Source organism: Enterobacter sp. 342, from assembly GCF_036663495.1.
Classification (GTDB): domain Bacteria; phylum Pseudomonadota; class Gammaproteobacteria; order Enterobacterales; family Enterobacteriaceae; genus Enterobacter.
In genome coordinates this window covers 1-14,196 of record NZ_JAWUEI010000041.1, presented here as the reverse complement: position 1 = coordinate 14,196, position 14,196 = coordinate 1, and the positions used below count along the sequence as shown (strand labels likewise).

At 41.8% G+C, this 14,196-nt stretch carries 11 protein-coding genes; 7 read left to right on the top strand and 4 right to left on the bottom strand.

Annotation, left to right across the window (positions count from 1 at the left end; translation table 11 throughout):
• Positions 1 to 8: 8 nt before the first annotated feature.
• From trhH to V6E55_RS22280, 4 genes are all read right to left on the bottom strand, one after another.
• Positions 9 to 1,424, bottom strand: coding sequence for an IncHI-type conjugal transfer protein TrhH (gene trhH, locus V6E55_RS22295; RefSeq protein WP_001257292.1), 1,416 nt, complete (start codon positions 1,422 to 1,424; stop codon positions 9 to 11).
• Complete coding sequence (locus tag V6E55_RS22290; RefSeq protein WP_000196727.1) at positions 1,414 to 2,460, bottom strand: thioredoxin family protein; 1,047 nt, start codon at positions 2,458 to 2,460, stop codon at positions 1,414 to 1,416. Before V6E55_RS22290 ends, trhH begins: the two co-directional genes overlap by 11 nt.
• 591 nt (positions 2,461 to 3,051) lie before the next feature.
• Positions 3,052 to 3,564 (bottom strand): hypothetical protein, encoded by a 513-nt coding sequence (locus tag V6E55_RS22285; protein WP_001140952.1) that lies wholly within the window; start codon positions 3,562 to 3,564, stop codon positions 3,052 to 3,054.
• Position 3,565: 1 nt separating this feature from the next.
• Positions 3,566 to 4,366 carry a hypothetical protein gene (locus tag V6E55_RS22280; RefSeq protein WP_000004208.1) on the bottom strand — a complete coding sequence of 267 codons (801 nt, stop codon included), beginning with the start codon at positions 4,364 to 4,366 and terminating at the stop codon, positions 3,566 to 3,568.
• Between the two features lie 759 nt (positions 4,367 to 5,125).
• Between V6E55_RS22280 and mobI the strand changes: the two genes are divergently transcribed.
• From mobI to V6E55_RS22245, 7 genes are all read left to right on the top strand, one after another.
• Positions 5,126 to 5,611 carry a conjugative transfer protein MobI(A/C) gene (gene mobI / locus V6E55_RS22275; RefSeq protein ID WP_000071885.1) on the top strand — a complete coding sequence of 162 codons (486 nt, stop codon included), beginning with the start codon at positions 5,126 to 5,128 and terminating at the stop codon, positions 5,609 to 5,611.
• Positions 5,608 to 6,345 carry a hypothetical protein gene (locus V6E55_RS22270; RefSeq protein ID WP_000995978.1) on the top strand — a complete coding sequence of 246 codons (738 nt, stop codon included), beginning with the start codon at positions 5,608 to 5,610 and terminating at the stop codon, positions 6,343 to 6,345. The genes mobI and V6E55_RS22270 overlap by 4 nt, the downstream gene beginning before the upstream one ends.
• A gap of 9 nt (positions 6,346 to 6,354) precedes the next feature.
• Positions 6,355 to 9,501: a MobH family relaxase gene (mobH, locus tag V6E55_RS22265; RefSeq protein WP_001011152.1), complete on the top strand. Its 3,147-nt coding sequence runs from the start codon at positions 6,355 to 6,357 to the stop codon at positions 9,499 to 9,501.
• Positions 9,501 to 11,585 (top strand): conjugative transfer system coupling protein TraD, encoded by a 2,085-nt coding sequence (gene traD / locus V6E55_RS22260; RefSeq protein ID WP_001284073.1) that lies wholly within the window; start codon positions 9,501 to 9,503, stop codon positions 11,583 to 11,585. The genes mobH and traD overlap by 1 nt, the downstream gene beginning before the upstream one ends.
• Positions 11,585 to 12,694, top strand: coding sequence for a hypothetical protein (locus V6E55_RS22255; RefSeq protein WP_000343600.1), 1,110 nt, complete (start codon positions 11,585 to 11,587; stop codon positions 12,692 to 12,694). Before traD ends, V6E55_RS22255 begins: the two co-directional genes overlap by 1 nt.
• Positions 12,681 to 13,343, top strand: a complete 663-nt coding sequence (locus V6E55_RS22250) for a DUF4400 domain-containing protein (RefSeq protein WP_000718549.1) — start codon at positions 12,681 to 12,683, stop codon at positions 13,341 to 13,343. Before V6E55_RS22255 ends, V6E55_RS22250 begins: the two co-directional genes overlap by 14 nt.
• Positions 13,344 to 13,353: 10 nt before the next feature.
• A partial coding sequence (locus V6E55_RS22245) for a S49 family peptidase (RefSeq protein ID WP_316943942.1) occupies positions 13,354 to 14,196 on the top strand: 843 nt, incomplete at its 3' end.

Below are 14,196 nucleotides of genomic sequence, written 5' to 3'. Positions count from 1 at the left end.
GTCAGACCTCAGTTACGTGTGCCACGAATACTTTCAGTGAAAGCCTTCCGTTGCAGGCGACGGTTATCCCAGGTTGAAATGACGTCCGAGCTGGTACCGACCTGGCTGTGCGATAGCTCATAGGCGGCTTTAACCTGTTTTGAGAGATTGTCTGTTAATCGGTTGAGATCATCCCTTTTACCCGACAGCGACTCACTCGGTATGCTCATGGTTGAAATTTTGGCCTCAACCTGGCGCAACATGTTGATTACGAGGCTCGTCGCAGCAATAGTGCTGATGTCCTGAATGTATGCGTACCCTTCCGGTGCTTCGAATGTTTGCAAAGAGTCGATAATGGTCGGGATGCCGATATAGGAGATAATGCGTAATTCATCATCTGAAACACGAACGTCGTTGATGATTTTTTTCTGTACGTTTAAAAGAAGATCAGAAATGGTATCCTTCAATCCCTTAAAACCACCGTCATTAACTTCTGACATGACAAGGCACTGAGCCTTTCGTGGGGATGATGGATCTGGTGCCGGAGAACACTTGAGCATTTTAATTGATCCGCCAGCTGGTGGCCCCATGATGTAATCCGTGACAGTCATGGTAGACGGGCGGACTTCCATTCCCGCTTTTTCGCCTTTGCTATCCCAGTTGATAATGACAGTACCTACGAGAGACATAAGTTGTTCTGCCAGTTTATAACCGGATAACTCCGTTACCCCTCCGATGTTCATCGTTCCCTTATCAATATCCATGAACGACATATAGAAGAGGTTACCACTGAATTTTTCAGCGAACTCTTCGGGATCCTTTGCTTTAACCTGAGAAGTGACAGCTTCAGGTGACTTTGTCATCGATGAGCCAAAATCAGGAATAAGACCATTAATCGATCCCAGAATTGAGGCTGGTCCAGAGCTAACTGAGTTAGCGAACTGGCTTGGCGTACCCACGTTTTCAGAAAGGAAAGAGTAAGTTGCATTGCATGAATCTTTCGCAAATTTATTTAGCGCTTGCAGTTTGTTTTGGATGTCATTAATCGTTGCAGCACAGTCAGCACAAATAGCTGAAACAGCAACGTTAAAAGCATAGATAGCCGCACCCTGGGCAATACCACGGGCCACCTGCACAAGCTGGTCCCCGTTGATCATGCTGAAGGACCCAAGAAAAACGTCAATACCGTTACAACCGACAGAAGCTTTTGGAAACGACATGGAAACAAGGTTGGTATTAACGTTTGTTGTTCGGTAAGACATTGACCCGCCAACTATGCCTGTACGGGTTGCTGTGGAAAAGGTGGCCGGGCTGGTAGACGTCATCATGCCATTGAAAATGTTACGCATTGCGTTGTCTGCATTTGCAGTCGGGGCTAAAATTGCAGCACAAACAGAAAGAGACAAAAGTAACTTTTTGAAGTTGAAAACGGCATTACTGCGCATAAGTGCCTCCAAAACTGCCGCCAGCATTGAGATAATTGACCGGATCGGCCGTAGGCATGTCATAGCCTTCGAGTTTTTGGTCCATTATTTTTTGAAGTAGGAATGGGTCTGATTCCATTTCGGATTTATTAACGGTAATAACGCCATCATCGCCGATGGTATATTGCCTTTTAATATCTAGAGTTGACTGGAACGAAGCGTCATCGATCAGATTCATGCCCTTCGCGGCAAGTATAATAGTGTTCTTTAATTCATCAGCGGAGATCATGCCTTCACTAATGCGCTGAGCTGATGTCCCATCCTTTGAAACCAGGAAAATTGTAGGTACCTCTCGAATTTTAAATTGATCAATAATTTGTGCGTTGGGGATGTTAAAATCCTGAAAAAGGCCATTATGCAATGGCCTTCCATCCATACTGATTGGAAGAATATCTACCGAATAATAGTTCTGCATAAATTGAAGTATTTGGCTTTCTTCGTGGCAAAACTGGCAAGTACTCTGGAAAAAGAAAAATAAACCTGACTTAGTAAAGATATCTTTCATTACCGTTTGCTGATTTTTTTCAACAACAGTGCGGTGAGCATCCAGTGCCACCTTTTCCACTGGTTGCCTGCGTTTTTCAGACATCATCGGGTTTTTAAGAAAATAATCTTTTGATTTGTCAGAAAAACGCGTACTGATATCCAGCATTAACCTTTGCGCCGTGTAATAACGTGATAGATTTTCTGCGGTAGGGTTATCCATTGCCTGCGTTAACAGTCGAGGCATATTCTCTTTTAGCCATTTTGAATTTAAATCTACCATTTCCTCTTTTGAAGGCGAGCTAGCAGCACCGGTTGGTGGCAAAACCTCTTCTTCTTCAGCTTCGCTTTTTTTAGCAGGATCGTCATACCAGAAGAAACCCTTCTTATAAGCCTGGCCAGATACAAAGGGCGTATCTTTTATTAGGGGTTGCTCAGGGCTGGCGTGGGCACCAGTAATTACCAAAGACATAAGCAAAACCATCTTTGAAGGCGCTAATGCAATACGAGTCATAGACCGTTCTCCTTTTCTGATGCGGTTATGATGGCATACAAAAAAAAGGTTAGAGCTCGTATAGCATGGTCGTTTTTATGTTGAAAAGGACGGAAAAGGAGTGCTGACTAAGAAGATAGTCTCGGTGATGGAAAGATCATCCATCTTGCACGTTGTCAAAAATCCGGTGTAACAAAAACATGGTTTTATCGAATATCTAAAAGCAAATATTGCTTTGAAAACAGGTGTATTTAGAGCTGAAAAAAATCATCACAAGTAATGCTGTTTCTATATTTCAAAAAAGGAATAGCTAAGGATCAAAGAAGCGAACTTAGACAAGAATATAAAATATATTAATTGAAAGCGATTAAGAAGTCGTCATGCATAGAAGGTTTTGAGAACCTAAGTAGTTTTACGTTTTCAACAGAAAAAAAGGTGCACATTTTTGGAACGAAGAAAAACTGAATAAAGAAAAATCAAATTATATCTTTACTTGTCAAGAGTTGATATTTAAGTTGTAACTAATATTTGATTGTAAAGCAAACAACAGAATTTGACTTAAGTCAATATTTAGATTCAGACAAGGCAAGTTTCGCGATATCTTTTTTAAATTTAATCTAATTCTTCTTGAGAATACCTCTCTATGGCTGAAGCAGTTGAAGATAATCTGCAACGTGGACAATGAGCATCATTTGTCACTGGCACAATGTATGGGCGTTTACATTTTTCGCAGGCACCTAGTTCTTCAATTTCTTTCATAGAAGTAAGGATTTCTATTATTTTATTAACTTCCGGTGCGCATACAAAGTATCCCAGATTATGAAGGACACTCATTATTCGGTTGAAGTCAATTTGCCGAAAACTCGCTTCCGGATTTATTGGATCAAAACCAAAATAGTTAACTGCGACATCAATAACAGCAGAAAAGGCTCGGCGGTTATCTGTGCGTTTGCTCCAGCCCCGGATACCTTTTTTGAGTTTTGTTTTTGCACCAGGCTCAAAATCGATATTTTCAGCAACATGATTACCGTACAAAATTCGTATTGTATTTTTATTTGCCCCAAGCGACATAGTTCTTGCTGCTCGCAATAGAGCATTAGCTTTTGTTTGATCGACCTTTGCCATATCAATAATCCTTTAACATAACTTTATTTGTTAAAGTGTTGAACACATCCTGACGGTGACTGGTGAACATAGTGTCATAACGTAATAGTTCCATCAAATCATCACTAACTTTTCCTAACCGGATGTCAGCAGACAATTCATAAGCCCAGGCAAAAACTTTCGTTTTAAGTGAAACACTCTCTTCAATATGCCCTTGTGAGAAAGCAATTGTACGTGGGAAAAGAACGACATCGTTAATTGTTTTTAACGATGAATAACCAATGTCTTTAATAGCATCAGCTGTAGTTGGTTTTAAACCAAAGAAAATACTTACAAACTCTGGTGCGAGCATTGAGATAAAGAACACCTGCATAAAGTAGTCATTCTGTATATCAACACATTTAGAACGCAACTCATGAATCTTCTTGGGATTATAGATATCCACTGTACCATTCAGAAAAGTCACTTTTTCACCGGCATCGTAAATACCATAGTCAATATCATTTGTATCATATTCACGAATTACATTGGAATCACCGTCCAAGACCGCAGAAAAAAACCTCTCCCATGTAATTTCCTTTCCGAGTGTACGCGGAACCAAAAAACTACCTGGACGTGTTTCCACTTCAAAAGCTAAATCAGCGGCTGTACTAAATCCTTTCCCAAATAGGCGACGCTGGAGAAGAGGAGTCCCAGTTTGATATGCAGAAGATCCATGCACAGGCAATAACATTAAAAATGCACGGTAACTACGAATAAGCGAAATCTCAGTGCGGAAAAGTTTACCGAGTAAGCTACGAGTTAAATTATCAGATTCTGACATGTGCTGATTGTCCTTGCGCCATTACAATTGTTCAAATCTTCAACATGGATTTTTTGTTAGGTGTTCGGTAGGGTGAAAAGTAACTTTTAGTATTTTCTTAAGGCTTGAATAAGCCTTAAATCTATCCCTTCAACCACACCGCTTACTTGTAACACTTTTTAACCAAACTAACCAGAATTTTATCAAAAATTCCTGCGCATGCTAACGAAATGTGAAGCGATTAAAAAAAAACCTAAATCCAGCCCCTCCCAACGTTGGATTAGAATAACGACGTCTTTCACTGACCGTCATAAACTGACATTTTTACTTTTCATCAACCTCATGCTTACATAGGATCACTAAACAAAGAAAAGTGACCCTATGAATGCCTCACATAGGGTCACTTATGTTTGAAAAGTGACCCTATGTAATGTCGTCATAGGGTCACTTTTTATAAAAGTGTCACTATGGACAAAGTTCCATAGGGTCATTTTTTTTGGAAAAGTGGCACTAGATATATGTATAACTTTAATAGAGCAATGCACATTATCAAAAGCAATAATCCACAATGGTCATTCTGTCAAAAGTAACTTTAGGGGGTAGCGATGGAAGTGAGGCTAAACTCGCTGTTACTGTTTCTGAAGGCCCCTCCCGAATGGGGGAAACAGCGAGTGCATTACATCTGTTCAATTCCCTCATCAAAGAGCATTCAAAAATCTTCTGTTCGTGAAAAAAAACGGAAATTTCCTCCGGTATAGTAATTTCACATCAGGAGGCGTCATGAGTAATTCAAATCTTATAAGTTCTATAGAGCTAACACGTAAAAATTTACGTGCTCAGATTGAAGGTTTGCGTGTTGAGGCTGAAGATCTCATTACAAAATACTGGATCAAGTGGAAGGAACGAAACCACCAAGAGATTAACCTTACCCGACATAGCAAAGTTCCAAAGAGGGAGTACCTGGGTTCTTACGCACCAAAAGTTGAGCTAATTGGTAATGCCAGAAAAGTAACGATCACTTGGCATCAGTTCAGCCCTTATAAAACAAGAGCGCCTAGCCACATGTCAAAACGGGTGCAACCAATGAAAAGTGGAAAATATTCTAAGAACTGTTTTGTAAACCATGCCAGCTGGGAATACGAAATGATTTCTGAAACGGAAGCATTGCTGGAGCCTTACAGAGAAATGCTTGAGCTCTATCATTCAGCATATATCGAACTTGGACGAAAAATCCGTCAATACTCAAAAACTAAGGTGGCACAATGAACGACGCAATTATCACGGACAATGAGCGTATTAACATTGAACCAAAAGATGTAATGGTAAAAGGTTCAAATAAAAAGCAAGGCGTAAACGCTCAAACTTCTACTCAACGTAGACCAGAGCACCAGGGTATGGCCAAAGTTATTATTAACCCCGGCACCCCAGACTTTAACCGGTTTTTAACTGCCAGAAATGGAGCAGTCATCAGAGGTTTTGATGATGTGAGTATCGCTATTTCCTCTCTCTTTAAAACGGTTGATGCAGTTAAACATCCTGACCTTGTTCAGGCTATTCAGGATTGGTTCAACGAGCTGCATGAAGAAAACAATAAGATGAAAGAAAATCTTGTTGCTTATATTAAGTCAATTGAGTTCGACAAGAATGACTCATTCATGTCATCAACTCAGTTTGTACCTTTCAGTTTTGAACCAGTACAACTCAACTTCAATAACCACAACACCATGAGGTTTTACAAGTACATCTTCGAGATGAACCAGCTCATGAACACAATGTATGAGTACAACTCATTGGGTTTACTGGCTGTAAGCGACTATCCGGTTATGTCTCACAACATTATAAAGAGTATTAATTTATATGTTGAGAATGTGAAAAAGACTCTGAATGTTTCTCGCCGTAAGGATGGGCCATACAGTCCAGCAGAGTTCATCACCAAAGTAATGCAATATAAAAGTGTGCAGGCATACATTGCAGCCGAACTGTCAGGCAAACGTCGATAAGGTATGATGATGAATTTCAGGGCGCTGTATTTATGTATTAAACGGATTTTGGGGATATTCTCATCTCAGGAGAATGATGCAACCTCTGTAATGATTGAGGATATATCAAGCCTCTCTCCTTTTGCGCAGATTCTAGGAGATCAGAAGTACACTGTTCCTGATCATCCAAATCCAGAAGTCCTGAAATTCATCGAGTATCCAACTCGTCCGACGGGCATACAGACATTTAATGAACAGTCAATCCTGTCTCTGTATCGGGAAAAGCTGCACTCAATTTCAATGATGTTAGCTATCAGCGATAGCGACATCAGGGACGATGCATATACATTTACTAATTTAGTTTTAAAGCCCTTGGTTGAATATGTTCGCTGGATACATCTTTTGCCAGCTTCCGAAAATCATCATCATAATGGTATTGGTGGGTTACTTTCTCACAGCCTGGAAGTGGCCATACTCTCTTTAAAAAATGCGCATCACTCAGAACTGAGACCAATCGGATATCAAGATGAAGAAGTAGTCCGTAGAAAAGTATATCTCTATGCTGCGTTTATCTGTGGTTTAGTCCATGATGCCGGAAAGGTTTACGATCTCGACATTGTAAGCCTGAATTTAGCTAGTCCGATCATTTGGACGCCAAGCTCACAAAGTCTTCTTGACTGGGCACGTGAAAATGACGTGGTTGAATACGAAATCCACTGGCGAAAGCGTATTCATAATCAACATAATATCTGGTCCAGCGTTTTCCTTGAGCGAATCCTAAACCCGGTATGTCTTGCATTTTTGGATCGGGTAAATAAAGAACGTGTTTATTCAAAAATGATCACCGCCCTAAACGTTTATACTGATGGGAATGACTTTTTGTCTAAATGCGTGAGGACCGCTGATTTCTATTCTACTGGTACAGACCTTAATGTTTTACGTGACCCTATCATGGGTCTGCGTTCTAATGATGCAGCAGCAAGGGCCATTAGTACCATCAAGCACAACTTTACCAGTATCAATATCAACAATTACAATGCTAAGCCTATGCACATCATTATCGTAAATGGTGAGGTATACCTTAACGAGAACGCATTCCTTGATTTTGTTCTCAATGATTTCGAATTACATAAATATAACTTCCCTCAGGGAGAGGCTGGTAAGACCGTATTGGTAGAATCCCTAGTTCAACGTGGTTACGTCGAGCCCTATGATGATGAGCGTGTCGTTCACTACTTCATTCCGGGTATCTATTCGGAAAACGAAATATCAAACATCTTTAGAAATGGGATAGGGAAACTAGAATTCTATAACCTTCTTAAGCTAAGGTGGATTGGTTTAATCTTTGATTCTTATAAAATCCCTGACTCAGTGCCGGGTCTTTTTAGCGTTAATGCCAATAAAGACTTTATTTACATTGACGAGCAAAAAACAGTTACTGAATACAGAAGACCAGTGCCCGGTCGGGACGTTATAACTAAAATTACTGATACTGTTGAGACGGCTGTTCTTAAGGTTAATGATTTAGGCCGCTCCTCTGCCTCTATTGATGTTGATATACATTCTAAGAAAAATGAAGGCTCATCCGACGATTTTGAGAAGAAAGCCGAAAGTGATAATGAAATTGATAATGACACGCAGATAGTTAAATCTGAGGGTGAGGAAGCAGCTGATCCTGTCATTCCTGATATAGAAGAAAGTGAAGATGAATCGGCAAAGGACACGGAATCCCATGTCCTGGTCAACCAACTTCATGAACTCCTTTTAAGCGCTCCACTTTCCAATGACTATATAGTGTGTGTTGATGCTGTCCCCTACCTCAACATAGATACCACTATGGCATTGCTGCCGGGATTAGATGAAAAAGCATTCAGTGAAGAGCCCTATTTCCAACTGACATTCAGAGAAGGCTCTCTCGATGGAATGTGGATAGTAAGGGACATTGACGATCTGCGTTTAGTCCAGCTCGGCGATAACTGCGCCGGGTTCCAGCTCACCTATCATGAGCCAAGAAGGCCAACAACTTTAAAGTCACTTTTCAATACTTCTATGTATCAGGCATTAGTGATTAATGATGAGTCTTCTGTTGAAAACTCTGCCCCACGTCCAAAGCAAACGCTTGAGCTGCCTCCCCCACGTGTAAATGCAGTCGAAGAACATTCTGGCGACGTGGAATATCATGGAACCGATAGTGCATCCGCGACTGGTCCGCTGAAAACTGAGGCTGTGGAATATGAACATTATCAACATCTTTTTGAGAAAGAAGATGAAGAGCATGAGATCATTGATTATACCGATTTCTCACAGCTTAGTGTTTCTCGGCCAGAAGTCGGTAGTTGTGCAACAAGCTCTTCGGTCCATAATGAAAAGCTTCTCTCCGAGCCGTCAGAATTACCAGAACTTAACCGAGAACAGAACGCTGATCCCCAGGGTACGAATGAACGCTCTATGGATGTTTCTGTAGGACAAGAAAACTCAGAACCAGATACTGAGGGTAACTGCCCACCACCAGCTGAAGTTGTGTATTCCCAGACCGAAGCAGCCGCAACCAGTGTGATGGCAAGTGAAGAGCCCGCCTTACCTCCTGTACTTGAAGAATCAAATGGAGAGCATGCGCCCACAGACGCTAAGGGGCATCATCTTTCGCCAGCACTGGCCAGACTGTTCGCCCCAACAGCACCGGTAGAAAAACAAAATCCCAAGCGCAACCGGAATAAATCATCGGACAAAGCAGAAGTACAAAAACCAGCATCACCTGTTTCTGGTCACAATCTGAACAGTAAAGTCTTTGCATCTACTGAATCAGACCAAAATGGTGAATTCTCGCTTATAAGCGAAGGTGACGTTACAGAGCTTGAATTTGTAGAAATTGCGTTAGTACTGCATCAAATTCTGTCCAAAATGGAGGTGGCGTTTAAAAGAAAGCGCAAAAACAGATTTATGGTAAGTACTCCTAATACTCTCTATCTGACCCAATCTTGCGTGGAAAAATTTGGGTCGCAGTTAGAGGCTCAAGATCTTTTCAATAAGCTTCCTCAGTACCTCGTTAATTCTGGTGCTGTGATCAATACAAAATGCCATGCATTTAACATGCCTACTTTGCTGGCCGCATCAGACCGGGCGAAAGTGGACATTGAACGAATTATCAATAACCTGAAAGAGGCTGGGAACCTATAATGTCAGATTCGAAGAGGACTAACCTCCATGCACAAGAGAATTTTTATCGGCCTATTCTTGAGTATCGTAGTGCCTCAATACTTTTGATTTGTTCGGTTTCTATGCTTTATATGGGACTTTCTTCAGACGGACTGGACATCGCCCCAATAGTTCTGTTCACCTCAATATTGCTTTTTTTGCTGTGCCTTTATCGTTGCAAAACAGCAGCGCCATTTTTGATGGCTCATTGGCGTGTATTCAAGCGACATTTCATGTTCGTTAGTCTTGATTCACTGCGTGTAATTAACAAAAGTAACTTTTTCTCCAATGAGCGAAAGTATCGTCAACTGGTTCAGGATTATCAAAATAAAAATAAGGATATACCCGAGCGAAAGTCCTATTTTTGTGATGGGTTTGAGTGGGGTCCGGAACATGCGGATCGGGCATATCAAATAGCTAACCTCTCCAGTGATAAACGTGAGATCGAGTTGCCATTCGTCTTCAACCCAATTAAGAGACATTTTGACGCAATGGCTCGTAAGATGGGCGGCAGCAATGCAATTTTTGCTGTGGAACGTAGGGAACCCATATTTGTAACTGAAGACAATTGGTTTGGTCATACTCTGATAACCGGAAACGTGGGTACCGGGAAAACGGTGCTACAGCGTTTACTAAGCATTAGCATGCTTCATCTTGGTCATGTTGTTGTTGTCATAGATCCAAAGAACGATGCAGAGTGGCGAGAATCTCTAATGGAAGAGGCTAAGACCCTCGGTCTTCCTTTCTATAAATTTCATCCTGGCCAGCCAGCATCTTCGGTCTGTATTGATGTCTGCAACACCTATACTAATGTTTCTGACCTAACATCTCGTCTTTTGAGCTTGGTGACAGTTCCCGGTGAGGTTAACCCATTCGTTCAGTATGCCAAGGCTCTCGTTTCCAATGTGATTTCCGGGCTTTCTTACATAGAGAAAAAGCCTTCTATTTATCTGATTCACAAGAACATGAAAAGCCACATGTCTATTGTGAATCTTACAGTCAAGGTAATGGAGTCATGTTACGCGAGATATTATGGTTACGATGTCTGGACCGAAAAAGTTAAGTACGTCGCTAACGATACCTTGCCGGTACGTTTCAAGCGTCTCGCTGAATGGTTTACGGCTCATTTCATGAATTACGAGGGGTCCGAACAAATAGACTGGTTAGATACTGTTTCCCAGCTTATTGATTACTCAATGTCCGACCCAGAGCATATGGCTAAAATGACCGCAGGTATTATGCCTGTTTTCGATATGCTCATTGAAAAACCTTTAAATGAGCTTTTATCTCCTAACCCGAACTCAGTATCATCAAGAGAAATTGTAACAAGCGAAGGGATGTTCAGCACTGGCGGGGTGCTATACATTTCGCTTGATGGCCTTTCAAACCCCGATACAGCAGCTGCTATTTCTCAATTAATAATGTCAGATCTGACCTCCTGTGCCGGTAGTCGCTACAACGCTCAAGATGGTGATATGTCAGCTAATTCCAGGATAAGTATTTTTGTTGATGAGGCACACTCAGCCATTAACAACCCTATGATTAACCTTCTGGCGCAGGGTCGTGCAGCGAAAATTGCACTGTTTATTTGCACCCAAACCATCTCCGACTTTATTGCTGCGGCAAGTGTTGAAACTGCCAATCGAATTACGGGGCTCTGCAACAATTATATAAGCTTGCGAGTCAACGATACTCCTACTCAGACGCTTGTTGTAGAGAACTTTGGTAAGAGTGCGATAAGCACAAATATGGTCACTTATACGACCGGTTCAGAAACATCTTTGCCGCATAATAACTTCTCAGGTTCAATCTCAGAAAGAAAGCAGACAACTTTAGAAGAGAGTATTCCAAAGGATCTCTTGGGTCAGGTCCCTATGTTTCACATAGTTGCCAGGCTTCAAGATGGCAGGAAGGTTGTAGGCCAAATCCCTATTGCTGTTGCTGAGAAACAAATGAAGCCAAACACAACTCTGTCGGAAATGCTTTTCAAGAAGGCCGGAAAAGTTACTTTGCGTCAAAATCTCGATATCAAAAATCTTAATAAATTTCTAAGGAAGTTGCATTGATGGATGAAAAAATTGTCCTGACGCGCCAGCAAATTTTAAGCTCTGCACTAAAAGTCAGCAAATGTCGCTCGCTCGTAAAAAGGCGCTTTCAGTCTTTGGGTTTAAAGTACGCAGATTCTCAGGAAGTTCGAGATCGGCTAACTATGATAGAAAAAAACGCGTTTCATCATTTGGGAAAATTTTGTCAGAGCAACGATATCGATTCCCTATTCTCCATGGCAAATACCCTGTCTGAGCTTTTCCTTTTAAAGGGAGAGTTGATCACGACTGATCCCTTTGGGGACCGTGAAACCAGCTACTGGTCGGTACCACAAGGATCATGCCATGAATGGATTCAATCACTGACCACCAGCGAAGGTCCTGAACGTAAATTCGTTAGTTTCCGTATTTCTTTCGATAACAATGACGTACGGTGTGATCTTGTAAAAAAGAATGCCCGTATGCTTGGTTGTTATCTTTTGCCTTATTTCGTCGATTTAACACGCACGGTGGGCGCATTCATTAATTTGCCAGGTAGTGTCTCTTTTAAACAAGTACAGCGCATCAAACCCCAGATTCATCCAGAAACAACACATAGTCATATAGTTACTATTGAGGACTCTCCCTTTCTTTCTCGGTTAAAATTTAAAATCATTACTGCCATAGATCAGCTTCCTGACCCTAATGGCCTTTATACAAACACCTTTAACAGCATTATTGACCGTGCACTGCTGACTCATCTCAAAACCGAACAGGAAAAAATAGATAGTCCAAGAGTCTGCAAAAATGTGATTTCGGCTTTTGCCGACTCAACTCTTTCTCTGCCGGTGTTTAACATCGGCCTAAACGAGCAGTACAGATACTGGACGCCGTGGGGCATCAACTTTATAGAATTTTCCCGCCAGGCCGCAAAAGCAAGGACCGCTGTATTTGTTCCTGATGTGGGACAGATCGAGTGGAAAAGCGCAGAGCATAAAGAACTGGCGGAGTTAAGCCTCATCGACCAAATCATACCTAAACAGTACCACTGGCTCCTGGGTATCCCGACGATGTGGCGTAACAACTATTGCAATCACGATCAGAGGCTAGCTCTTTTTCGTGAATGGAGGGAAAGCAATGGCTGCGGATAATACAAGCAGGGCAGCAGTGCTCAGAACAATGCTTTTTTTTGGCATGGTCATTTATTTTGGTTACAGCTTGGCTTTCCAGAATACTGAGGAGCTCAAATATCAGATTACTCAGGAGGTTAATGCAAGCCGGTCCATCATATCAAATGACCGTTGGAAGTCTGTCATTGCAAATAGTGAAGCGACTTTAAATTGGTTGGTACATGACTATAAGTTAATTGACTATCTGAATACTATTCTGATCCCTGACACCAAAAAACCAGCCAGAGGTATTAACATTGTTGCTGAAAAATTTACCTCTATTAATTACACTATGGCCAAAAACATACCCCTCTTACTTTATCAGTCCATTTTCCGGTGGAACTTAATCCTGGGGTGGCTAATCGTTTTTCTGCCCTATCTATTTGCCATGCTAGCAGATGGAATGTACCAGTGGAAATTGAAGAGGTACGTATTTGGTAAGGTTACAGTTCAGTTTTATCGTATTTGGTTTCGAGCATTTTGGGTGATCAGTGCTTTAACGATGGTCTACCTGGTCATGCCAAATATGTCACTATTTAACAATATCGCTCAACTTTTCCCACCAGTCGCTTTATTGATACTGGGAATTGCATTGAATCGCTTGTGGTCTAACTTTCAAAAACTCATGTAAAGGTGGTCAGATGTTAAGCAGTAAAAAAAGGAAGTCCCCTACAAATATCAAAGAATCGCTCAATGATAACGCTGACCGTTTTTATAAGATGTTTCGCATTCATACCACGGCAAAAGTTGCTATGTCGCTAATTGCCATGACCGCTGTAGGGTTTTCTTTCTACAATCTTTACGAACAATGGCAGGACGCTGAAGGGAAGAAAGACCATATAGCTGTAATACGGATTTCTGGCGAGATGGGTACCGGCTCGGAAACGGGCGATGGAACAGTGATCGCAACAGCTCTTGCCAAAGCTTACAATAATCCCCATGCCAAAGCAGTTATTATCGAGGCAGAGTCAGGTGGTGGTGGTCCCTCTGACGCCATCATTATTTACCGCCAGATAAACGCGCTTAAAAACCACCAGCCACAGATTGAACGCGTATCAGATGCCGGTGGCTCTCTTTCATCTGTAGCCGCTGACAAGAGTAACAAAACCGGGAGCACAGAACGTGGCGATGAAGCACGGTCGAAGCAAAACTCCCTCGAAGTACTCTCCAGCGGTACCGGTCGTTTTTTCTCTGATATCGCAGACTCATATAAACCAATCATCGTTAGTGTGAAAGGCATATGCGCATCCGCATGCTATTACGCGGTATCGCCCGCTGATGCAATTTATGCCGACAGTAATGCCCTGATCGGTTCTATCGGTGTGCGTATGGACCACTGGAATCTGTCAGAGATCATGAGCACAGTAGGCGTCAAGAATGAGCCCCTTACGGCCGGTGAGTTCAAAGGGCACTGTTGCAAAGTTAGCGATGAGGCAGCCTTTTGTCTTATTCAAAGGCCTTACATTTCAAAAACTCTGCTTACC

Excerpts from the sequence above, each read along its gene's own strand:
- V6E55_RS22285 (WP_001140952.1), bottom strand. The coding sequence starts at position 3,564 with ATGGCAAAGGTCGATCAAACAAAAGCTAATGCTCTATTGCGAGCAGCA.
- traD (WP_001284073.1), top strand. The coding sequence starts at position 9,501 with ATGTCAGATTCGAAGAGGACTAACCTCCATGCACAAGAGAATTTTTAT.
- V6E55_RS22280 (WP_000004208.1), bottom strand. The coding sequence starts at position 4,366 with ATGTCAGAATCTGATAATTTAACTCGTAGCTTACTCGGTAAACTTTTC.
- V6E55_RS22250 (WP_000718549.1), top strand. The coding sequence starts at position 12,681 with ATGGCTGCGGATAATACAAGCAGGGCAGCAGTGCTCAGAACAATGCTT.
- V6E55_RS22255 (WP_000343600.1), top strand. The coding sequence starts at position 11,585 with ATGGATGAAAAAATTGTCCTGACGCGCCAGCAAATTTTAAGCTCTGCA.
- mobH (WP_001011152.1), top strand. The coding sequence starts at position 6,355 with ATGAATTTCAGGGCGCTGTATTTATGTATTAAACGGATTTTGGGGATA.
- V6E55_RS22290 (WP_000196727.1), bottom strand. The coding sequence starts at position 2,460 with ATGACTCGTATTGCATTAGCGCCTTCAAAGATGGTTTTGCTTATGTCT.
- mobI (WP_000071885.1), top strand. The coding sequence starts at position 5,126 with ATGAGTAATTCAAATCTTATAAGTTCTATAGAGCTAACACGTAAAAAT.
- V6E55_RS22270 (WP_000995978.1), top strand. The coding sequence starts at position 5,608 with ATGAACGACGCAATTATCACGGACAATGAGCGTATTAACATTGAACCA.
- trhH (WP_001257292.1), bottom strand. The coding sequence starts at position 1,424 with ATGCGCAGTAATGCCGTTTTCAACTTCAAAAAGTTACTTTTGTCTCTT.